General features: G+C 38.7%; 22 protein-coding genes and 5 tRNA genes. 4 read left to right on the top strand and 23 right to left on the bottom strand.

Going from position 1 to position 21,606, the window contains the following annotated elements:
- Positions 1 to 20: 20 nt before the first annotated feature.
- The 22 genes from rpoB to ACEXOE_RS22915 all read right to left on the bottom strand — a co-directional run bounded on the left by rpoB (position 21) and on the right by ACEXOE_RS22915 (position 17,263).
- On the bottom strand, positions 21 to 3,830 hold the full coding sequence (gene rpoB / locus ACEXOE_RS23020) for a DNA-directed RNA polymerase subunit beta (RefSeq protein ID WP_394751230.1): 3,810 nt from the start codon (positions 3,828 to 3,830) through the stop codon (positions 21 to 23).
- A 129-nt stretch (positions 3,831 to 3,959) separates the two neighbouring features.
- The gene (gene rplL, locus ACEXOE_RS23015) at positions 3,960 to 4,337 is read right to left on the bottom strand and encodes a 50S ribosomal protein L7/L12 (RefSeq protein WP_394751229.1); all 378 of its coding nucleotides are present in this window, start codon (positions 4,335 to 4,337) and stop codon (positions 3,960 to 3,962) included.
- A 57-nt stretch (positions 4,338 to 4,394) separates the two neighbouring features.
- Positions 4,395 to 4,910, bottom strand: coding sequence for a 50S ribosomal protein L10 (rplJ, locus tag ACEXOE_RS23010; protein ID WP_394751228.1), 516 nt, complete (start codon positions 4,908 to 4,910; stop codon positions 4,395 to 4,397).
- A gap of 21 nt (positions 4,911 to 4,931) precedes the next feature.
- Positions 4,932 to 5,621 (bottom strand): 50S ribosomal protein L1, encoded by a 690-nt coding sequence (gene rplA, locus ACEXOE_RS23005; RefSeq protein WP_394751227.1) that lies wholly within the window; start codon positions 5,619 to 5,621, stop codon positions 4,932 to 4,934.
- Positions 5,622 to 5,638: 17 nt separating this feature from the next.
- Positions 5,639 to 6,076 (bottom strand): 50S ribosomal protein L11, encoded by a 438-nt coding sequence (gene rplK, locus ACEXOE_RS23000; RefSeq protein WP_394751226.1) that lies wholly within the window; start codon positions 6,074 to 6,076, stop codon positions 5,639 to 5,641.
- A gap of 68 nt (positions 6,077 to 6,144) precedes the next feature.
- Positions 6,145 to 6,696, bottom strand: a complete 552-nt coding sequence (gene nusG, locus ACEXOE_RS22995; RefSeq protein ID WP_394751225.1) for a transcription termination/antitermination protein NusG — start codon at positions 6,694 to 6,696, stop codon at positions 6,145 to 6,147.
- A 12-nt stretch (positions 6,697 to 6,708) separates the two neighbouring features.
- Positions 6,709 to 6,897, bottom strand: coding sequence for a preprotein translocase subunit SecE (gene secE, locus ACEXOE_RS22990; protein ID WP_394751224.1), 189 nt, complete (start codon positions 6,895 to 6,897; stop codon positions 6,709 to 6,711).
- Between the two features lie 216 nt (positions 6,898 to 7,113).
- Positions 7,114 to 7,186 (bottom strand) — tRNA-Trp (locus ACEXOE_RS22985).
- 74 nt (positions 7,187 to 7,260) lie between these two features.
- A complete protein-coding gene (tuf, locus tag ACEXOE_RS22980) occupies positions 7,261 to 8,448 on the bottom strand; it encodes an elongation factor Tu (RefSeq protein ID WP_394751223.1) in 1,188 nt (395 codons plus the stop codon).
- A 55-nt stretch (positions 8,449 to 8,503) separates the two neighbouring features.
- Positions 8,504 to 8,575: transfer RNA gene (locus tag ACEXOE_RS22975), tRNA-Thr, on the bottom strand.
- A gap of 160 nt (positions 8,576 to 8,735) precedes the next feature.
- Positions 8,736 to 8,808 (bottom strand) — tRNA-Gly (locus ACEXOE_RS22970).
- Between the two features lie 95 nt (positions 8,809 to 8,903).
- Positions 8,904 to 8,985 (bottom strand) — tRNA-Tyr (locus ACEXOE_RS22965).
- 49 nt (positions 8,986 to 9,034) lie between these two features.
- A tRNA-Thr gene (locus ACEXOE_RS22960) sits at positions 9,035 to 9,108 on the bottom strand.
- A gap of 101 nt (positions 9,109 to 9,209) precedes the next feature.
- A complete protein-coding gene (gene hpf / locus ACEXOE_RS22955) occupies positions 9,210 to 9,512 on the bottom strand; it encodes a ribosome hibernation-promoting factor, HPF/YfiA family (RefSeq protein ID WP_394751222.1) in 303 nt (100 codons plus the stop codon).
- Positions 9,513 to 9,548: 36 nt separating this feature from the next.
- Positions 9,549 to 10,439, bottom strand: a complete 891-nt coding sequence (locus ACEXOE_RS22950; RefSeq protein WP_394751221.1) for a tyrosine-type recombinase/integrase — start codon at positions 10,437 to 10,439, stop codon at positions 9,549 to 9,551.
- Positions 10,440 to 10,576: 137 nt separating this feature from the next.
- A complete protein-coding gene (gene rpsU, locus ACEXOE_RS22945) occupies positions 10,577 to 10,771 on the bottom strand; it encodes a 30S ribosomal protein S21 (protein WP_394751220.1) in 195 nt (64 codons plus the stop codon).
- Positions 10,772 to 10,908: 137 nt separating this feature from the next.
- On the bottom strand, positions 10,909 to 12,078 hold the full coding sequence (locus tag ACEXOE_RS22940) for an acyl-CoA dehydrogenase family protein (protein ID WP_394751219.1): 1,170 nt from the start codon (positions 12,076 to 12,078) through the stop codon (positions 10,909 to 10,911).
- Positions 12,079 to 12,093: 15 nt separating this feature from the next.
- Complete coding sequence (locus ACEXOE_RS22935; RefSeq protein ID WP_394751218.1) at positions 12,094 to 12,969, bottom strand: ComEA family DNA-binding protein; 876 nt, start codon at positions 12,967 to 12,969, stop codon at positions 12,094 to 12,096.
- A 16-nt stretch (positions 12,970 to 12,985) separates the two neighbouring features.
- Entirely contained in the window at positions 12,986 to 14,587 is a 1,602-nt protein-coding gene (locus ACEXOE_RS22930) for an alanine/glycine:cation symporter family protein (RefSeq protein WP_394751240.1), read from the bottom strand.
- Positions 14,588 to 14,673: 86 nt separating this feature from the next.
- On the bottom strand, positions 14,674 to 15,681 hold the full coding sequence (locus ACEXOE_RS22925; protein ID WP_394751217.1) for a potassium channel family protein: 1,008 nt from the start codon (positions 15,679 to 15,681) through the stop codon (positions 14,674 to 14,676).
- Between the two features lie 2 nt (positions 15,682 to 15,683).
- Positions 15,684 to 15,911, bottom strand: a complete 228-nt coding sequence (locus ACEXOE_RS22920; RefSeq protein ID WP_394751216.1) for a PspC domain-containing protein — start codon at positions 15,909 to 15,911, stop codon at positions 15,684 to 15,686.
- Positions 15,912 to 15,973: 62 nt separating this feature from the next.
- Positions 15,974 to 17,263 (bottom strand): DUF2851 family protein, encoded by a 1,290-nt coding sequence (locus ACEXOE_RS22915; protein ID WP_394751215.1) that lies wholly within the window; start codon positions 17,261 to 17,263, stop codon positions 15,974 to 15,976.
- A gap of 77 nt (positions 17,264 to 17,340) precedes the next feature.
- Between ACEXOE_RS22915 and ACEXOE_RS22910 the strand changes: the two genes are divergently transcribed.
- Positions 17,341 to 18,216 (top strand): peroxiredoxin family protein, encoded by an 876-nt coding sequence (locus ACEXOE_RS22910; protein ID WP_394751214.1) that lies wholly within the window; start codon positions 17,341 to 17,343, stop codon positions 18,214 to 18,216.
- 36 nt (positions 18,217 to 18,252) lie between these two features.
- Here ACEXOE_RS22910 and ACEXOE_RS22905 read toward each other — a convergent pair whose 3' ends face one another.
- Positions 18,253 to 18,564 carry a rhodanese-like domain-containing protein gene (locus ACEXOE_RS22905; RefSeq protein ID WP_394751213.1) on the bottom strand — a complete coding sequence of 104 codons (312 nt, stop codon included), beginning with the start codon at positions 18,562 to 18,564 and terminating at the stop codon, positions 18,253 to 18,255.
- A 225-nt stretch (positions 18,565 to 18,789) separates the two neighbouring features.
- Here ACEXOE_RS22905 and ACEXOE_RS22900 point away from each other — a divergent pair, with 225 nt between their 5' ends.
- The 3 genes from ACEXOE_RS22900 to ACEXOE_RS22890 all read left to right on the top strand — a co-directional run bounded on the left by ACEXOE_RS22900 (position 18,790) and on the right by ACEXOE_RS22890 (position 21,579).
- On the top strand, positions 18,790 to 19,236 hold the full coding sequence (locus tag ACEXOE_RS22900; protein WP_394751212.1) for a MarR family winged helix-turn-helix transcriptional regulator: 447 nt from the start codon (positions 18,790 to 18,792) through the stop codon (positions 19,234 to 19,236).
- A 59-nt stretch (positions 19,237 to 19,295) separates the two neighbouring features.
- Positions 19,296 to 19,874, top strand: coding sequence for a YceI family protein (locus tag ACEXOE_RS22895; RefSeq protein WP_394751211.1), 579 nt, complete (start codon positions 19,296 to 19,298; stop codon positions 19,872 to 19,874).
- A 307-nt stretch (positions 19,875 to 20,181) separates the two neighbouring features.
- The gene (locus ACEXOE_RS22890) at positions 20,182 to 21,579 is read left to right on the top strand and encodes an anthranilate synthase component I family protein (protein WP_394751210.1); all 1,398 of its coding nucleotides are present in this window, start codon (positions 20,182 to 20,184) and stop codon (positions 21,577 to 21,579) included.
- The last annotated feature ends 27 nt before the right edge of the window (positions 21,580 to 21,606 follow it).

Below are 21,606 nucleotides of genomic sequence, written 5' to 3'. Positions count from 1 at the left end.
CCAATTGCGACAATTTCTTATTATTCCTCTAATCTGATGTCCAAACCTAAACCTTTCAGTTCGTGCATCAATACATTAAAGGATTCTGGTAAACCAGGTTCTGGCATGGTCTCGCCCTTCACTATGGACTCATACGTTTTAGCTCTTCCGATAACGTCATCCGATTTTACCGTCAGAATCTCACGTAAGGTCGCTGAAGCACCATAGGCTTCCAGTGCCCATACTTCCATTTCTCCGAAACGCTGACCTCCAAATTGGGCCTTACCACCTAATGGCTGTTGCGTAATCAATGAATATGGTCCTATAGAACGTGCGTGCATCTTATCATCTACCATATGCCCTAATTTCAGCATATAGATAACACCTACAGTTGCTGGCTGATCAAATCGTTGCCCTGTTCCACCATCATATAAATAGGTATGTCCAAATCTTGGAATACCCGCTTCATCGGTCAAGGTATTAATTTGATCTAGTGTAGCTCCATCAAAAATTGGTGTTCCGTATTTTCTTCCCAATTTAAGACCGGCCCAACCTAAAACAGTCTCATAAATCTGACCAATGTTCATACGTGAAGGTACCCCTAATGGGTTCAATACAATATCAACAGGCGTCCCATCTTCCAAGAAAGGCATATCTTCCTGACGAACAATACGGGAAACAATACCTTTGTTTCCGTGACGTCCCGCCATTTTATCCCCAACTTTAAGTTTACGCTTTTTAGCGATATAGACCTTGGCCAACTTCATGATACCTGCAGGCAACTCATCTCCGACAGAAATGGTAAACTTATCCCTTCTCAGGTTTCCTTGAAGGTCATTTAATTTAATTTTATAATTGTGCAACAAATCGGCTACCAAGGTATTGGTATCTTTATCCGTTGTCCAACTTCCTCCAACCAAATGTGCAAAATCATCTACGGAATTCAACATTTTCATGGTGTATTTCTTTCCTTTTGGAAGTACTTCTTCCCCTAGGTCATTCAATACCCCTTGAGATGTTTTTCCATTGATAATGGCGAACAATTTATCGACAAGAATGTCTTTTAATTGTTGGAATTTCACTTCGTATTCCAATTCCAATTTGGAAATGGCTTCTTTATCTTCAGAACGTTTCCGTTTGTCTTTGATCGATCTTGAAAATAATTTCTTATCAATAACAACTCCTCTTAACGATGGAGAAGCCTTTAAGGAGGCATCTTTTACATCTCCTGCCTTATCTCCAAAGATGGCACGAAGTAACTTCTCCTCCGGTGTTGGATCGGATTCTCCCTTAGGCGTGATCTTCCCGATCAAAATATCCCCAGGTTTTACCTCGGCTCCAATACGGATCATTCCATATTCATCCAAATCTTTGGTCGCCTCTTCAGAAACGTTTGGAATATCATTGGTCAATTCTTCCGTACCCAATTTTGTATCACGTACTTCTAAAGAATATTCATCGATATGAATGGACGTAAAGATATCTTCACGAACCACTTTTTCCGAAATTACGATTGCATCCTCAAAGTTATATCCCTTCCATGGCATAAACGCCACTTTAAGGTTTCTACCCAAGGCCAATTCTCCTTTTTCAGTGGCATATCCTTCACAAAGCACCTGTCCTTTCTTCACCTTATCTCCTTTTTGGACAATAGGTTTTAGGTTAATGCTCGTTCCTTGGTTTGTTTTTCTAAACTTCACCAAGTTATAGGTCTTGGAATCGTCTTCAAAACTGATCAGACGCTCTTGCTCTGTTCTTGTATATTTAATGGTAATCTTCTTGGCATCCACATATTCAATAACACCTTCTCCTTCGGCATTGATCAATACTCTGGAATCTGATGCCACCTGTCTTTCCAAGCCTGTTCCTACAATCGGAGATTGTGGTTTCAATAAAGGAACGGCCTGACGCATCATGTTAGATCCCATCAAGGCACGGTTGGCATCATCATGCTCCAAGAATGGAATCAATGATGCAGAGATGGAGGCAATTTGATTTGGAGCAACATCCGTGTAGTTCACTTCAATTGGATCTACTACTGGGAAATCTCCTTCCTCACGTGCAATTACCTTTTCCGTATCTATTTCCCCATTTTCCTTCATCGGAATATTGGCTTGGGAAATTTTCATACCTTCCTCTTCCTCGGCACTTAAGTATACATATTCTTCCTTGTTTACCTTTCCATTATCTACTTTTCGATATGGAGTTTCCAAGAATCCCATCGGGTTCACTTTGGCAAATACCGATAAAGAAGAAATCAAACCAATGTTTGGTCCTTCCGGGGTTTCAATAGGACAAAGTCTACCGTAGTGTGTATAGTGTACATCACGTACCTCAAATCCTGCTCTTTCCCTTGAAAGACCTCCTGGTCCAAGTGCCGACAACCTTCTTTTGTGTGTAATCTCGGCCAATGGATTCGTTTGATCCATAAACTGGGATAACTGGTTGGTTCCAAAGAAAGAATTGATAACCGATGACAAGGTCTTCGCGTTGATCAAATCTATTGGGGTAAACACTTCATTGTCCCGTACGTTCATACGCTCACGGATGGTTCTCGCCATACGGGCCAAACCTACTCCGAACTGAGAAGAAAGTTGTTCCCCTACCGTACGCACACGACGGTTGGAAAGGTGATCAATATCATCGATTTCCGCTTTGGAATTGATCAACTCGATCAAATACTTAATAATCGTTATGATATCTTCTTTGGTAAGCACCTGCTTATCCATACCGATATCCAACTGTAATTTTTTGTTCATTCTATAACGTCCTACCTCTCCAAGGTTGTAGCGTTGATCAGAAAAGAACAATTTATCAATAATACCGCGGGCCGTTTCCTCATCGGGCGGTTCTGCATTACGCAATTGACGGTAGATGTGTTCTACGGCTTCTTTTTCAGAATTCGTAGGATCCTTTTGCAAGGTATTGTGAATAATGGCATAATCAGACTGAGCATTATTCTCTTTGTGCAAAAGAATGGTCTTCACATCAGCTTCTAAAATCTCGGTGATATGGTCTTTCTCTAAAACTGTATCACGATCAAGAACGATTTCATTTCGTTCAATAGAGACCACCTCACCTGTATCTTCATCCACGAAATCTTCGTGCCAAGTGTTCAACACTCTTGCGGCAAGTTTACGGCCCAAAACTTTTTTAAGGCCGGAATTAGAAACTTTAACTTCCTCGGAGAGGTCAAAGATTTCCAAAATATCTTTATCCCGTTCAAACCCAATTGCCCTAAACAACGTGGTCACAGGTAACTTTTTCTTTCTATCAATATAGGCGTACATTACACCATTGATATCTGTTGCGAATTCTATCCAAGATCCTTTAAAAGGAATTACTCTGGCAGAGTATAATTTTGTTCCATTCGCGTGGAACGATTGTCCAAAGAACACCCCTGGAGAACGGTGTAACTGAGATACCACGACACGTTCGGCTCCATTGATAACAAAGGTTCCACTAGGCGTCATATAAGGAATGGTTCCCAAATACACATCTTGTACGATCGTTTCGAAATCCTCGTGCTCGGGATCGGTACAATATAATTTTAAACGAGCTTTCAATGGCACACTATAGGTAAGGCCACGTTCGATACATTCTTGAATAGAATATCTCGGTGGATCTATAAAGTAGTCCAAAAATTCCAATACGAACTGATTGCGCGTATCTGTAATTGGGAAATTTTCCATGAAGGTGTTGTATAACCCTTCATTGCCCCTTTCATCAGATTTTGTTTCAAGTTGGAAAAAATCTTGAAATGACTTAATCTGAATATCTAAGAAATCCGGATAATTTGGAATGTTCTTAGCGGATGCAAAACTTATTCTTTCAGTCTGATTTGTGAACATCAATAGAGAAAATTTTGATCGTGAATACTAATATTGGGTGTATAGTGTCCTATACGGTATGCATAAAATGGTTTAGGTCTAGCCACCAGAGGCGGGAAGACCTAAACCTAAATAGTATGGTTGTTGCTATTATTTAAGCTCAACTTCTGCTCCTGCTTCTTCTAATGATTTTTTGATTCCTTCAGCTTCATCTTTAGAAACACCTTCTTTAACTGCTTTTGGTGCGCTATCGACAATATCCTTAGCATCTTTCAATCCTAATCCTGTCAATTCTTTTACCAATTTAACAACAGCTAGTTTAGAAGCTCCTGCGGCTTTCAATACTACATCAAATTCTGTTTGCTCTTCAGCAGCTTCACCACCTCCAGCGGCTCCACCAGCGGCAACAGCAACTGCAGCAGCTGCAGGCTCTATACCATATTCATCTTTTAAGATGTCAGCCAACTCATTTACTTCTTTTACAGTAAGGTTAACCAATTGTTCTGCGAATTCTTTTAAATCTGCCATTTTTCTATCGTTTAATAAAAATTTTTAAAAATATAATTGTTTAATAGTGCGTACGTATTATCGTTCTGATAATGTTTTAAGGATACCAGCCAATTTACCACCTCCGGATTTCAATCCAGAAATAACGTTTTTCGCTGGAGATTGTAACAATCCAATGATATCACCAATAAGCTCTTCTTTGGATTTGATATTCACCAAAGTATCTAATTGGTCATCACCGACATATACATCCTCAATGATGAAAGCACCTTTCAATAATGGCTTATCAGATTTTTTCCTGAACGCCTTTATTAATTTTGCGGGTGCATTCCCGGTATTCGAGAACATTAAAGAAGTATTTCCTTTTAATACTTCAGGAAGTTCACCGAATTCCTTATCAGAAGCTTCCATTGCTTTTGCAAGCAAGGTATTCTTAATCACTGCAAGTTTGATATCGGCTTTAAAACAAGCCCTTCTCAAATCGGAAGTCGTTGCTGCATCCAAGCCAGATATATCCGTAAGATAAATCGTATTGCTTTCCGCTAACTGAGCAGTCAAATCCTGTATAACGTCTAATTTTTCTTCTCTTGTCATAATATAAATTTAAACGAGCAGTTAAACTGTTTTAGGATCTAATTGTACACTTGGACTCATGGTACTGGACATAAAGATGGTCTTCATGTATACACCTTTTGCAGCCGTTGGCTTCAATTTATTCAAAGTATCCAACAACTCTTTTGCATTTCCTGCAAGTTTGTCCGCAGAAAACGAAGCTTTTCCTATCGCTGCGTGCACAATACCTGTTTTGTCTACTTTAAAATCGATCTTACCAGCTTTTACATCAGATACCGCTTTCGCAACATCCATGGTCACTGTTCCTGTTTTTGGATTAGGCATTAAACCTCTTGGTCCTAAAATACGTCCCAAAGGTCCTAATTTCCCCATTACGCTTGGCATGGTGATGATGACATCAACATCTGTCCAACCGCCTTTGATCTTATCCAAATACTCATTCAACCCAACAAAATCTGCTCCAGCCGCTGTGGCCTCTGCTTCTTTGTCCGGTGTTACCAAAGCCAAAACTTTAACATCCTTACCTGTTCCATGAGGAAGGGTAACAACGCCACGTACCATTTGATTCGCTTTTCTAGGATCCACCCCTAAACGAACTGCGATATCAACAGATGCGTCAAATTTTGCATTGGTTATTTCTTTTACTAAAGCTGAAGCCTCATCCAAAGAATATAGTTTATTCTTATCTATCTTGGCGTGGGCCTCCTTTTGCTTCTTTGTTAACTTTGCCATGCTAAAATTTCTTTAAATTAAAAAGGTTGTTTTCCAGAAACTTTTAAACCCATTGATCTTGCCGTACCTGCGATCATGCTCATTGCAGATTCTACAGTAAATGCATTAAGATCAACCATCTTGTCTTCTGCGATCGCTTTTACCTGATCCCAGGAAACACTTCCGGATTTTACTCGATTAGGTTCTCCAGATCCTTTTTTAATCTTAGCCGCTTCCATAAGCTGAACTGCCGCCGGCGGTGTCTTTACGATAAAGTCGAACGACTTATCCTTATAAACCGTGATAACAACAGGCAATACTTTGCCTTGTTTGTCCTGTGTACGCGCATTAAATTGCTTACAGAACTCCATGATGTTAACGCCGGCAGCACCTAAAGCGGGTCCAACCGGTGGCGACGGATTCGCTGCACCTCCCCTAACTTGTAGTTTAACTACTTTACTTACTTCTTTTGCCATTGTTTAAAATTAAATTAAAATCGTGTTTTGGAAGCAACACAATTTTTCTTCTATGTAACAGTTCTTAATTATACTTTTTCTACTTGCATATAACTCAATTCCAATGGCGTTTTTCTTCCGAAAATCTTAACCATTACCTCAAGTTTGCGCTTTTCTTCATTAATTTTTTCTACGGTACCATTAAAGCCATTAAAAGGTCCATCGATTACTTTTACCGTTTCCCCTAGAACAAAAGGAATAGCAACACTATCTGTAGTAACAGCCAATTCATCGACCTTACCTAACATTCTATTCACTTCTGATTTACGCAATGGAACGGGATCTCCACCTTTTACCTCTCCTAAAAAACCGATCACATTGGTAATCGACTTAATAATGTGAATCATTTCACCGCCCAAATTGGCCTTAATCATGATATAGCCAGGAAAATAAACACGTTCTTTGTTTATTTTCTTTCCATTTCTAATTTGAATTACCTTTTCTGTAGGCACCAAGACATCTTCCAAGTAGTCCGAAAAACCCAATCTAGCTACTTCGCTTTCGATGTACCCTTTGATTTTGTTTTCTTGACCACTAACAGCCCTAACTACATACCACTTCTTTTCTAATACTTCAGACATATAAAGGTATTCTTAGTTTATGACGTTTTCGAAATACAATTTTATCACTTCGCTCAAAGCTGAATCCACGCCCCATGTTGCCAATGCAAACAAAATAGAAAATACAGCTACCACCACCATCAAATTAGATGATTCTGCCTTTGAAGGTAATGTAACGTTATTTCTAAGTTCTTCTATGGATTCCTTTATGTATGTCAACATCTTGCAAAATATTTTTTAATTCATATAGAACAATGGGAATACAAATCATTCCCCGTGACACGTGCACTATTCATGCAATTTCAATTTCATGCCAGTTTGTTCCAAACTATGCCTGCCTTTACTAAGGCCATTCCAATCGCAAGGGAGGAGAGACTTCCTTCGACTTCGCTCAGGATAGACTTCTCGTCTCAAGCAATTTCTTTTCATTTCCAATCGCACGGGAGGAGAGACTCGAACTCCCGACACCTGGTTTTGGAGACCAGTGCTCTACCAACTGAGCTACACCCGTTTCTATTTACATTTAAAGGTATCCCGCAAATAGCGGGACACCCTTAATGCATTATCTTATACAATAAATGTATCTTAATTTAAAATCTTGGTAACCTGACCTGCACCAACAGTTCTACCACCTTCACGAATTGCAAAACGCAAACCTTCGCTCAATGCTATGGAAGACAAAAGCTCCACTGTGATAGTCAAGTTATCTCCAGGCATTACCATCTCAACTCCACTAGGAAGACTAATAGTACCTGTTACATCTGTAGTTCTAACATAGAACTGAGGACGATAGTTATTGTGGAAAGGCGTGTGACGACCACCTTCTTCTTTCTTAAGGATATATACCTCAGCTTCGAATTTATCGTGTGGCTTTACAGATCCTGGCTTACAGATAACCATTCCTCTTTTGATATCAGATTTTTCAATACCTCTCAAAAGAATACCTACATTATCTCCAGCTTCTCCTCTATCCAAAATCTTACGGAACATCTCAACCCCTGTGATTGTAGAAGCCAATTTCTCGGCACCCATTCCGATGATATCAACTGCATCACCTGTGTTGGCAACACCAGTTTCGATACGTCCTGTAGCAACAGTACCACGACCAGTAATCGTAAATACATCTTCAACAGGCATCAAGAAATCCTTATCTACATCCCTTTGAGGCAATTCGATCCAGTTATCAACAGCTTCCATCAATTCCATAACCGTATCTACCCATTTTTGCTCACCATTCAAAGCACCAAGTGCAGAACCGGCAACAACAGGTCCGTTATCTCCATCATATTCGTAGAAAGAAAGCAATTCTCTTACTTCCATTTCAACCAACTCTAAAAGCTCCTCATCATCAACCATATCCACTTTGTTCATGAAAACAACAATTCTTGGGATACCTACCTGACGACCTAATAAGATGTGCTCTCTAGTTTGTGGCATTGGACCATCAGTAGCCGCTACAACTAAAATTGCACCATCCATTTGCGCAGCACCAGTAACCATGTTCTTTACATAATCGGCGTGACCTGGACAATCCACGTGAGCATAGTGACGGTTAGCCGTTGCATATTCAACGTGAGATGTATTAATAGTAATACCTCTTTCTTTTTCCTCAGGAGCGTTATCGATAGAATCGAAACTTCTCAATTCGGACAATCCTGCATTTGCCAAAACAGTTGTTATAGCAGCAGTCAATGTAGTTTTACCGTGATCTACGTGTCCAATAGTACCTATATTTAAGTGCGGTTTGGAACGATCAAAAGTTTCCTTTGCCATGTTTAATGAATTTTAATCTTAGTTTATATTAGTGTACAAATTTATACCTTAATTGAGCCAATGACGAGATTTGAACTCGTGACCTCTTCCTTACCAAGGAAACGCTCTACCCCTGAGCTACACCGGCGTAAAGTGTTGAATCTTCAATCTGGACAATTTGTACGTTTATCCAGCAGGAGATTCATTGCCTTTGCCGAAACAAAACCCAGCAGTGGCCAAGGAATGACAATAGTGTCAATCTCAGATAAGGCCACCACATAACCATGAGATGACCTTATCTTTTTTTGAGCGGGAGACCGGGTTCGAACCGGCGACATTCAGCTTGGAAGGCTGACGCTCTACCAACTGAGCTACTCCCGCTTTTTAACGAGCGCAAAACTCGTTATTTTTTTCAACATTTCAAAAGATTATTGCAATTAAATCAATAATCCAATTTATGCAGAGATTTTAAAAAGTGGGGAGAGCAGGATTCGAACCTGCGAAGACATAGTCAGCAGATTTACAGTCTGCCCTCGTTGGCCGCTTGAGTATCTCCCCGAACTTCTAAAATTTCTTTCAATATGTAATGAACTTTTCACTTATTTTGAGCCGATGGAGGGACTCGAACCCACGACCTGCTGATTACAAATCAGCTGCTCTAGCCAGCTGAGCTACATCGGCTTTTTAAGTTACTTTTTTAACATAAAAAAGCCCGCTATTTCTAACGGACTGCAAATGTATATATTTATTTTTCTAATCAAAACATTTTTTGAAAAATTTTATCATCCATGTGGCCTTAATTTTTCTTTGCGCTTTACCAATTGACGCTCCAACGAGTTACAAGCAGAATCTACCGCTCCTTCAAATGAGTTACTTAACTTCTTAACAATGAACTCATCCCGTGGCACCTGCACCTTAATTTCTACAATTTTATTTTCTTTTGACTTTGTGTTTTCGACTTTCATATACACATTGGAGCTAATTATTTTATCATAAAAAAGTTCCAATTTATCCATTCGTTGCTGAATGAAACCAATCAATTTTGCGTCTGCATTAAAGTTTACGGATTGCGCATTTACTTTCATAGGCTGTAGTTGTTTTAAATTAAATACTAAAAAGCATTACTTTTTGTTTCTGGGATGTGCCTTTAAGTGCACTTCTTTGAGTTTAGCAATACTATTGTGCGTGTATACCTGAGTAGACGCTAAACTAGAATGTCCCAGTAATTCTTTTACCGAATTTAAATCTGCCCCTTTATTCAACATATGAGTAGCGAACGTATGTCGTAAAATATGGGGACTCTTTTTTACCTTGGAGGATACCAAACTAAAATAATGATTTATTATTCTATAAACAAGTGTTTCGTATACTTTATTGCCTGACTTGGATAAAAAAAGATACTCCTGGTCCCGAGTCACCCCCAAACATTTTCGCTCCGCTATATATTTCTCCAATAAGAAAATTGTGGACGGCAACAAAGGCAATATGCGCTCTTTATTTCTTTTCCCAAGAACTTTAATTGTTCTTTGTAAAAAATCAATATCACCCTCCTTGAGATTGATCAATTCGGAACGCCGTATTCCCGTAGCATACAGCAACTCTATGATCAACTTGTCTCGATGTCCTTCAAAATTATCTTCAAAAGGAATCTGTTGAAGCATCTTTTCCATTTCGTTTTCCGAAAATGGAATCTCTATCTTTTTGGATGTCTTTAGGGCTTTATGTTTGGCCAATGGGTTTCTATCCAACTCTCCTATTTGCAATAGGAATTTATAATAGGCTTTCAATGAAGCCACTTTCCTATTGATGGAGCGATTGGAAATGCCGGTATTTACCAAAGTGACGATCCATTGCCGAATTAGATTATACTCCACCGTGGCAATATCAGAAATCCCGTATTCGAGGGAGCAAAAAGAAGCGAATGCCTGGATATCCTTCCCATAGGCATGGGTAGTGTGCCCAGAGTAGTTTCGCTCTAAAGACAGGTAAGACAAAAAGGACTCCAAGGACATAACACAAAGTTACTAAAGTTAACTCCTTTGACCTAATGAAGGTGTTTTCCCAGGTAGACAGGACAATGTTATCCATAAAAAAATCCCATCTCTAGAATAGAAATGGGATGTATGATTGAAATACCTTTAGGTACTCCTTATATCTCTTCTTGATCTCGCAAGCCCTGAATATACTGTGCTTTCTGAATCTGAGCTCTTCGCTCTACAGAAGGTTTTGTGAATTGCTGGCGTTTACGCAATTGACGCATAGTACCTGTCTTATCAAACTTACGCTTGAAACGCTTTAGTGCGCGATCGATGTTTTCTCCTTCTTTTATTGGTATAATTAACATTGGCTACAACCTCCTTTCTTTTGTGATTTTAAGAGTGCAAATATAGAAACAATATTTCAAACCCACTACATTTAGCGTATAAATTTAAAAACAATTGCCTACCATTTCCATGACAAGCAAACGCTTGTTTTCCAAAGTTAGTCGGTAGCCGGTTTATATTCCTTTTTATCGATGACCATTTTTGCAATAATTTCCCTTAGGATTTCAGAGGTGCCTCCACCAATGGGTCCCAAGCGACTATCGCGAAGCAATCGGGCTAAAGGATAGTCTTCTATATACCCATATCCTCCTAAAAGCTGTAAACAATGGTATGCCACTTCATCGGCCATTTTGGTAGATTTCAATTTAGAGATTGTTGCTTCCTTCACTACATATTCTCCCCTGTTTAATCTATCGGCAACGGCATAATTATAGGTCCTACATATGTCTATGTCGGCATACATATCCGCAATGCGATGTCTCAAAGCCTGATATTTGTCTATGGTCTTACCAAAGGTCTCCCTTTCCCCCATATACTTGATGGTGTAATCCAAAGCGTATTCTGAACGCGCATGGGCATTGATTCCCATGACCAATCGCTCCAAGGCAAAATGTTGCATGATATAGGAGAATCCTTTTCCTTCTTCTCCCATAAGATTTCCTGCTGGAATGACCACATTGTCAAAAGCCAATTCTGCAGTATCCGAAGCACGCCAACCCAATTTATTTAATTTGTTTGCGGAAACTCCTTTTGCATTTCGGTCTACCACAAAAATGCTGATTCCTTTATTTCCTGCAGCAATATCTGTTTTCGCAGCAACCACCATATAATCTGCATATACGCCATTGGTAATAAAGGTCTTTGAACCGTTGATTACATAGGTATCGCCTTCCTTAACCGCCGTTGTTCGCATTCCGGCAACATCACTTCCCCCAAAGGGTTCGGTAACGCATAAACATCCAATCATATCCCCTGCCACACTGGGTTCCAAATAAGCCTTTTTTATTGCTGCATCTGCCTCTTTATTTAAATGAGTCATGGCCAGATAGGCATGTGCCCATATCGCAGCGGCAAAACCTCCTGAATTAATTTTTTGTAATTCTTCCAACAAAATTACCGTATAGAACAAGTCCAACCCTAGACCTCCATCAGCTTCAGGTGTAGCCAGGCCAAAATAGCCCATATCCCCGAATTTTTTCCAAATAAAACGTTCAATAGTTCCTGTTTCTTCCCATTTTTCGATGTGTGGGACAACCTCTTTTTTCAAAAACTCTTTTAAGCTTGCTCTAAATAATTGATGTTCCTCTGTGAAGTACATTCCTTGCATACGGTATTTAATTTTTTACAACGACAAATATAACTTAATTCTATCGATTCGATTTATGGGAAAATCCTTGATTTTTGTTAATTCGTCAAAAGATTTAATCGTTTTTTGAGCATTTCTATAATTAACGATATCATAAGCCACTTTTCGTTGAAGATATACTAATTTTGAAAGCTCTTCTGCTGATGCAGAATTTATATTAATTTTATGAACAATAGGCGGATTTAGTACCTGAAACCGCTCCAAAGCTCGGGCAACAACCTCTGGTTTCAAACCATAGACATCCTTGAGTTGGTCGTTTACCAGAAAACCCCCTAAGCGCTTCCTGAATTTTACAATCCGCTCCGACAACTTTTCCCCAATACCATATATACTCCTTAGATCCTCGGCTGTTGCTGTATTAAGGTCTTTCAAAGAAATTTCAGCTTTCTTTTTTTGTACGTACCCCAATTGTCCCTCTTTTCTCTGGGATTCTTTTAATTGCCATGAAGGAAATTTAAAAAAGGGTTCCATGGTTTTCAACAAGGAATCGGAAACTCCTGTGACTTTTTGAAATTCTGCTGCCTTACGTACATAGTTATCTTTGCCACGAAAATGGTGTAAGCGATCAATTTCACCTACAGACATTCCTAAGGTATAACCTTTATAATCGGAAATAAAATTGGGATTAAAGGAATATTGTTTTTGGGTATTCGATTTCAAGGCCTCCTTGCGCAAGGCCTCCATTTCTAATTGAAGTACTCTGTCCACCGCAATTTGCCCTTCTTCCCTTTGAATGGGTATACTATGGTATAGCATATAACTAAGCTGCAGCACGACTATAATAAGTAGTAAAAAGAAAATCCCACTCCGTTCTTGTTTATTGAACTTAAAGTGGGATTTAAATTTTTTCATATTTTAAAAATTCCTTCTAGGATTTTATCGCCCTAATGGCTTCCATATAGCGTACCAATTCTTTCTTGACCACTGGGAACAAGAAGAATAGTCCTACCATATTGGGGAATACCATGGCAAAAATCATAGCATCGGAGAACGCCCAAATAGAACCCATACTTGCAGCTGCACCAATGACAACAAAGGTTAAAAACAATAATTTATAGGTTAAATCTGCTGCTTTACCCCTTCCAAATAAAAATTTCCATGATTGTAAGCCATAGTAGGACCAGGATATCATTGTAGATACGGCAAACAGCACTACGGCTATGGTTAAAAATACATTGGAATACGGAATATACTGTGCAAAAGCCTTAGACGTAATCCCTGCACCTTCAAATGCCTGCCCATCTATCATTACGGAACCAGAGCCATCTCCTCCATATTCAAAGAAACCACCAAAATTAAAGATGATGATTACCAAAGCAGTCATGGTACAGATCACTACGGTATCAATAAAGGGTTCCAATAAGGCTACTAGGCCTTCAGAAGCAGAGTATTTTGTTTTTACTGCGGAATGCGCAATCGAAGCAGAACCAGCTCCAGCCTCATTAGAGAATGCTGCACGTTTGAACCCTACCAATAGCACACCAATAACACTACCTACTCCAATTGCTGTAGGCTTAAATGCCTCTGTTATGATTAGACCAATAGCATCATCGATCAATCCAAAATTGCTAAAAATGATGTATAAACATGCCAGTAAATACATTACCGCCATAAATGGCACTACTTTTTCGGTTACCGAAGCAATTCTCTTGATTCCTCCTATAATGATGATACCCACAAGAATGGCCAATACCAGGCCGATGACCGCACCTGCGCTCGTACTATCCAAGCCCATAAGCTCTTTTAGGACAATTGTGGCCTGATTGGATTGCGCTGCATTTCCACCTCCAAAGGAACCTCCGATACAGAAAATTGAAAAAACTATGGCCGCAATTTTACCAAAGGTCTTAAACCCTCTTTCTTTAAGTCCTTTACTGATATAGTACATGGGCCCACCATACACGGTACCATCTTCTCCTACATCCCTATACTGCACCCCTAAAGTACATTCCACAAACTTCGTAGACATGCCCAGAAGACCGCAAATGATCATCCAAAAGGTGGCTCCTGGTCCGCCTAGGGCAATAGCCAGTGCCACTCCGGCAATATTACCATTACCTACGGTACCGGAAACAGCTGTTGCCAATGCTTGAAAATGACTTACCTCACCTTCTTCGCTTTCATCCCTAATAGTATCTCGAATATCCCCATCAATAGCCAATTCAGGATTTGCTGCATGACCATGCTCTACATCATCGTATTTTCCTCTTACGGTATTTATCGCCTTACCAAAATATCTGATATTTGGAAATCCAAAGTAAATAGTGAAAAATAATGCACTTGCTACCAATAACATAAGGACGAAAGGCACGTCATATCCCCCTATTGGAAGTGTAAAGAAAATGACATCGGAAAAGAAGTCCGAAACGGGTTTGAAAGCCTTATCAATGCGTTGGTCCAATCCCTCATCTTGAGCCATACCTAAAAAGGGCAGAAATACTGCAAAAAGCGTAAGAAGCTTATACTTCATCATATGTAATTTAATTTTTAATTAGTCAGTAAGGTTGGCAATATCCTAAAAATATCCATCCTAATCAAGAAATGATTCAAATATCCTCAACCAATATGAAACATTTCGTTTAATTTTTTAATTTGTTCGGGCCTTCCCAAAACGATTACTTTACTCTTCGGCTCTAAAATTAAATCGGCTTCAGGATTAATGATATAATTTCCATTGGGTTCTATATATCCAATAATGGTACATCCCGTTCTATTTCGTAAATCCAAGTCGCGCAAGGAATTACATTCTACTTGATCTGCAAAATCCTCAATAGGCACTTCTTCTAGATTGGTGGTATCCTTTCCGTCTGTAGACAGCTTATCCATGAAGGTGATCAAATCTGGAATTACCACCAAAGAAGCCATATGATCTCCTCCTATTTTATCTGGCATGATTACTTTGTCTGCCCCGGCCAAATGTAATTTCTTCTGGGAAGTCACTAGGGATGCCCTACTGATAATGAATAAATTGGAATTTAGTTGTTTGGCCGACAATACCACAAATAGGTTGGCCGCATCATCGGGCATTGCGGTAATCAAATATTTTGCCCGTAAGATTCCTGCTTCTTTCAACACCTCATCGTCACTGGCATCTCCTTCAACAAAAAGCAGTTCATCTTCATGTTTTTCTATGATTTCCCGGTTTTTTTCAATGACCACAAAAGGCATTTTATACGCCCTTAGTCGTTCAGCCGCCTGATTTCCATTACGCCCGTATCCGCATACAATGACGTGTTGGGATAGGCTATTGACCTTATTTTTCACTTTCTTCTTTTTTAATAGTTGTAATGAATTTCTACTTAAAATATATTCTGTAATGACCGAAATGGCATAGGCAAAAATGAAAACACTGGAAATAATTAAAAAAATGGTGAAAATCTTTGCCTCAGGGGATAATGGCTTTACTTCGGAAAATCCTACCGTAGTCACCGTAATAACGGTCATATAAAATGCATCGAACCATGAAAACCCGGAAAAGTAACGATACCCTAATATTCCTATTAGTTGTATCAATACCAGTAAAATAAGTGCTCTATATATCTTAGAACGAAAAAATAGCATCATATTTAAAGGTCAAATACGGAAGTTCTTTTGGTGTATACCAAATCCTTGATTTTCAACCAAAATGCCAAAAACAAGTAGAGGGCAAACCCAAAACCGACGGTTACAAAGGTTAAATAAATAAATGAGGTTCGCACAATACGCGTCCGTATACCCATGCGTTCCGCGATACGTCTGCATACCTCAAAACCTCTCTTTTGAAAATAGTAAAGGATATGATAAAAAAAATCCATGCGCTAAAAGTAATTAATTAATTTAAATATCTTCTTGAAAAGCAGTGCAAGCTATCATTAGATTACACTGCTGTATGCATTAGATTGCTCCCAATGGCGCATTGCAAGCATCTATTTGCACTACAATACGATGTATATAGTTGGAGAATTGCCTGACTGTGCATTGCATGTGCAATAGGTATTTTTAAGGTTTCAAAATTAGTCACAATGCTATTATGTTCTTTTTTTATCGCCATACCTATGGCCAACAAACTTTCACTTACATCTTCTCCGCGATATCGCGAATAACAAAATTTCAACGGTATAATCGTATTAATGATAAGAAGGTCAATAAATGCCTTGCTCAAACGCTTTGTGCTGGACTTTGATACTTTCCCAAATGTAAAATGATCTTTCCAATATATACTTGCGCTTATTTCAAAGATGGCACGGAGTTCAGCTATGGTTTCAGCAGCCATCAATTTACCAAATACAGTGTTGTGTTTTTCATATAAACCTGCAAATTGCGATAAGCGAATCGTTGGAAAGTTCGTTGGACGTAATCTGAAAAACTCAGGATAGCCTCCGGAATGTTGTTTTAAATTCCATTTGGATTTTAAAAAATGAAATTCGTCCTGTAAAGTAGTATAATAACGATCAAAGATCGTAGTATTCTCCAATAAACCTGCCATACCAAAAAGCACGCTCTCTAACTGATGTCGATCATGTCGTATTTTACGAATCATAGAGAAATTTAATCCCTTTCCGATCTCATGAAATGAATTTCCATTTATTTTTGAGCCGAAATTCTTCAGCAATAGTATAAATGTTAGCTGCTCCCAATCATTTTCAAATTGCTTTAAGCGTTTTTCTATCCGCCGTGTTTTCTCTTCCAAACGTTCTATGAAAAGACTATCCATCCAATTTTTAATCAGAAAATGGGATAAATTTCCAATTTCTTTTTCGCAATTGATGAATTTGTGTTCTTTCTTGTTCAAGAGCTTTTCATGGGCCATTAGCAGCTTGCTTGAAAGATATTCTTTTAGCACCAGAGTAGGGATTCTAGTGGTATCATTTCTAAAAATATCAATGTCGTTTTCCCAGACAATGTGCAAAATAACAGTGTTGTATTTCGGATCTTTTTCATGTCCATGTACGTACCAATCCGATGCCTTAACATGCATTTCTATATTTCCTGCCCATTCTTGTGTTCCAATAACCACTTGAGCATTAAAAAAATCAGGCCCTGATAAATGGTTGTGCAAGCCGGGGCGTAAAACCATAAGCTTTTCTCCTGAGGAAGTGTACAGGTCTCCCAAGGGTAACTTTTGGTGTTTCCATACAAAATGTAGTAAATTTTCTCTTATCATCATACACGAAAATACAATTTATTTCTTTACTTTAAAAGGCAGATGAGTATCTTTGGACTCACCGTTATAAACAGTGTTTAATGAGGAACAGATTACATTCCATATTTATTTCTTTCTTTCCCATTCTTTCCCTCTTCATTATGTTTTATTCCCTGATTCTGTATTTTATGTATGGGTTCCTTGGGTCTGCCGGTATGTTCTTATCGGCCATGACCATAGCTTCCTTGTTCATGGGTTTTTATATAAAAACAAAAACCATCTTGAAATTAAACCTGAATATTTTCACCTTTTTGGTCAGCATTGGCTGTATTCTTAGTTTTATTTCCTTTTTATCCTCGGAAGATGTGGGCAAAACCAGTCTTATTATTAGTTCTCTTCTATTGGTAGGGTGGTTTTTCTACTTAAGGTGGTATTCGGTATTTATGAATAGGGAATCTGAACTTTTGAAAATTGGAAAAACAGTGCCGGAATTCAAGGTTATGGATACCAAAGGAAAGTCAGTCTCTTCACGCTCCTTTAAGGGCAAGGTCTCCATTTATATTTTCTATCGTGGTAATTGGTGTCCCATATGTGTCTCCCAAATAGAAGAAATAGCGGGACTTTATAAAGATTTGGAAAAACGCAATGTACATACTGTATTGATAAGCCCCCAACCCCAGAAGCAAACCTTGATCATGGCCAAGAAAATCGATATTGGATTTCATTTTCTGGTAGATGAGGATAACAAAGCGGCTCAACAACTAGGTATTGCTGCCAATTATGGTGTTCCTTTCGGATTTCAATTTCTCGGATATGATAGCGATACCGTACTCCCAACCGTATTTATTACTGATGAAGAAGGCCGTATCCTGTATAGGGACCTTACCAATAATTATAGGTTGAGGCCCAAGCCTGAAACATTTTTGGACGTTATTGACACCCATTATGTAAAGCAAAAAAAAGTCCGCTCAATCTAGTGAGCAGACCATAGTATATAAGGAGGTTGAGCCAAATTATTCTGCTACATCCCCAGCCCAATTCATAAAACCACCTTCCAAATTATACGCATTGGCAAAGCCGGCATTGTTCATCAAAGCACATGCTTGACCACTTCGAGCTCCAGATCTGCAATACACATAATAATTTTTGGATTTGTCCAATTTCTCCAGTTCTTCCAAAAAACCTTCCCCCAAATAAATATCGATATTCGTTGCTCCGGGGATATAACCTTCCTCAACCTCTTCCGGAGTGCGCACATCCAGAATAAAGGCGTTCTGATCATTTTCCAATTGCTCTTCCCACGCTTCCTGTGATAAATCTGCCATTTCAATCTTTTTTTATTAATAAAACACAAAAGTAAAAATACCAACGAAATTCTACGCCCATACCACCACTTAATTTTCCAAACCTATTTTTTTTTATGTGTTATGCTACCCCTAACGGATGACCAAAAAAGTATGCCTCTATATTTTTAACACAAAATTATGAGCACAATATTTTTGAAACCACAGCAATAATACTACATTTGTATATACAATTGTTGTATAAACATGAATGTAGAAGATAGCATAAAAACCTCTAAAGAGATTCCGTTGAACAAGAAAACCATTATTCACTTAATGATGGTTTCCAATATTGTATCCGAAAACATCACGGCCACCTTGAAGCCTTTTGATGTTTCCATACAGCAATTCAACGTTTTACGTATTCTTAGAGGTCAAAATGGAGAACCGGCAAATCTCTCCACCATTAATAGTCGTATGGTAACCAAAATGAGCAACACTACACGCCTTGTAGACAAATTATTGGCAAAAGACTATGTAGAGCGCATCTTATGCCCTTCCAATAGACGTAAAGTAGAAATTACCATTACAGCTCAAGGATTGAAGGCTTTGGAAAAAATGGACGCTGTTATTGCAAATGCAGAGAATACCCTTGTTCAAGGATTCACCAAAAAAGAATTGCTAAAATTAAATCAGTTATTGGATAAATTTTAGTCTATATAATATAAACGTTTTAACCATTAAATAAATCACAATAATTAAAGTAAAGTAAAATGAAAAAAAATGTAGTAAGTATAGTTTTTGCCCTAGTTTTTGGTCTTGCAGCAACGGCAAGCACACCTAAACATGAAGATACGAAAAAAGTAAAGGCAAGTGAAAGTACGGTTACCTGGAAAGGATATAAAGTAACAGGTTCCCATACAGGAACAATTGACTTAAAAGAAGGTTCCTTGACTTTCGACAACGGCAAACTTACCGGTGGTGAATTTGTAGTGGACATGACCTCCTTGGCTTCCACAGATTTATCTGGAGAATACAAAGGAAAATTGGAAGGGCACCTAAAATCAGATGATTTCTTTGGTGTTGCCAACCACCCTACCTCGAGATTGGTATTTACTAAGGTAAAAGCCAATGGCAAAAACTCTTATGAAGTTAGCGGAAATCTTACCATCAAGGGTACCACCAAAGCATTGACATTTGATGTTTCTGTTTATGGGAGTAAGGCAACAGCAACCCTAAAAGTGGATCGCGCCTTATACGATATCAGATATGGTTCTGGAAGTTTCTTTGACAACTTAGGAGACAAGACCATCTATGACGAGTTCGATTTAGTAGTTGACTTGGTATTCTAAATTAGAAAATATAACATTTTACCCCTATCATTTTATATTTTTGATAGGGGTTATTTTTTTTGAGTCCCTTGGTTTGAAATTAGGAAAATCATTTCTATCTTTGACCTCATAATGGAGAACAGAAATTTAAACATATGGTGGTGGAGTAACTTGCGGAAACAGTCGTGAGCGAAGCACTATTGTAGTTACACTATATCAAAAGGCTTGTCATCACGACAAGCCTTTTGCATTTCAGCATAGTATTGAATTAAAGAAATATCAGGATATACTTAAGTACAATCGCATCAAAATTAAATAGCTAAAGGATATGTCATATCAGCTTAAAACACATTACAAAAAAATTCTTGCAGATACTATTACCCCTGTAAGTGTTTATTTAAAAATAAGGGATCGTTTCCCCAATAGTATTCTTCTGGAAAGTAGTGATTATCACGCCAGTGATAATAGTTTTTCCTATATCTGTTTCAATCCTATCGCTTCTATTAAAGTGCAAGACGAAATCATTGTTGAAGAATTTCCCAATGGAGATCGGCAGGAAACCTCTATAACACCGACTACGGACGTTGTACAAATTCTTCATGATTTTAGTGGAAAGTTTAAGGTGGCGGATCACAGTTTTAAATTCATTAATAATGGATTGTTTGGATATATGGCCTATGATGCCGTGCGTTACTATGAATCTGTTCATATTTCCAAAAAGGAAGGTGCTTTTGCCATTCCAGATATCTACTATGCGGTTTGCCAAAATATTATTGCTATTAATCACTTTAAGAATGAAGCCTATATTTTTGCCCATTGTTATGAAAGTGAAAGCAACATCGCAGCCATTGAGCAGATTCTTAATGTAAAGAACTTTGCCTCTTATAATTTTTCCAAAGAGGGTACTGCAACCTCTAATCTTGAGGACGAAGAATACCGGAAACATGTTGCCCTGGCCAAAAAACATTGTCAACGTGGTGACGTTTTTCAATTGGTACTTTCCCGACGGTTCTCCCAAGGTTTTAAGGGTGATGAATTTAACGTATATCGCGCCTTACGCTCTGTAAACCCTTCTCCTTATCTTTTTTATTTTGATTATGGAGACTTTAAGATATTTGGAAGTTCTCCCGAAGCCCAGCTCATCGTTGCCGATGGTAAAGCTGAAATACATCCTATTGCGGGTACGTTCAAACGCACAGGAAATGACGAACAAGATGCCATTTTGGCCAAAAAATTAAGCGCGGACGATAAAGAAAATAGCGAGCATGTGATGTTAGTGGATCTTGCCCGGAACGACTTAAGCAGAAATGGAAATACGGTTGCCGTTGAGAATTATCGGGAAGTCCAGTTCTTTTCTCATGTTATCCATCTGGTTTCCAAGGTCACCGGACAGAAAAAACCAGAAATCCCGACCATGAAAGTGGTTGCAGATACCTTTCCCGCTGGGACATTAAGTGGGGCGCCAAAACATAGAGCCATGCAGTTGATCGAGCAATACGAAAAAACCAGTAGAGGATATTATGGAGGCGCTATAGGTTTTATGGACTTTAAAGGAAACTTTAACCATGCCATTATGATCAGAACTTTCTTAAGCATGAACCATGCGCTACACTATCAAGCCGGAGCCGGTTTGGTGGCAGCCTCAGATCCAGAATCTGAACTGCAAGAAACTTATAATAAACTAGGAGCGCTGACCAAGGCACTTGAAATTGCAGAATCTATTTAAAAAATTGACCCTAAAACGGGGAAATAC

The sequence above is a fragment of the Spongiimicrobium salis genome, assembly GCF_043678055.1.
GTDB classification, from domain to species: domain Bacteria; phylum Bacteroidota; class Bacteroidia; order Flavobacteriales; family Flavobacteriaceae; genus Spongiimicrobium; species Spongiimicrobium salis.
Note: the sequence above shows the minus strand (reverse complement) of the source record. Positions and strands in the feature narration are given on the sequence as shown.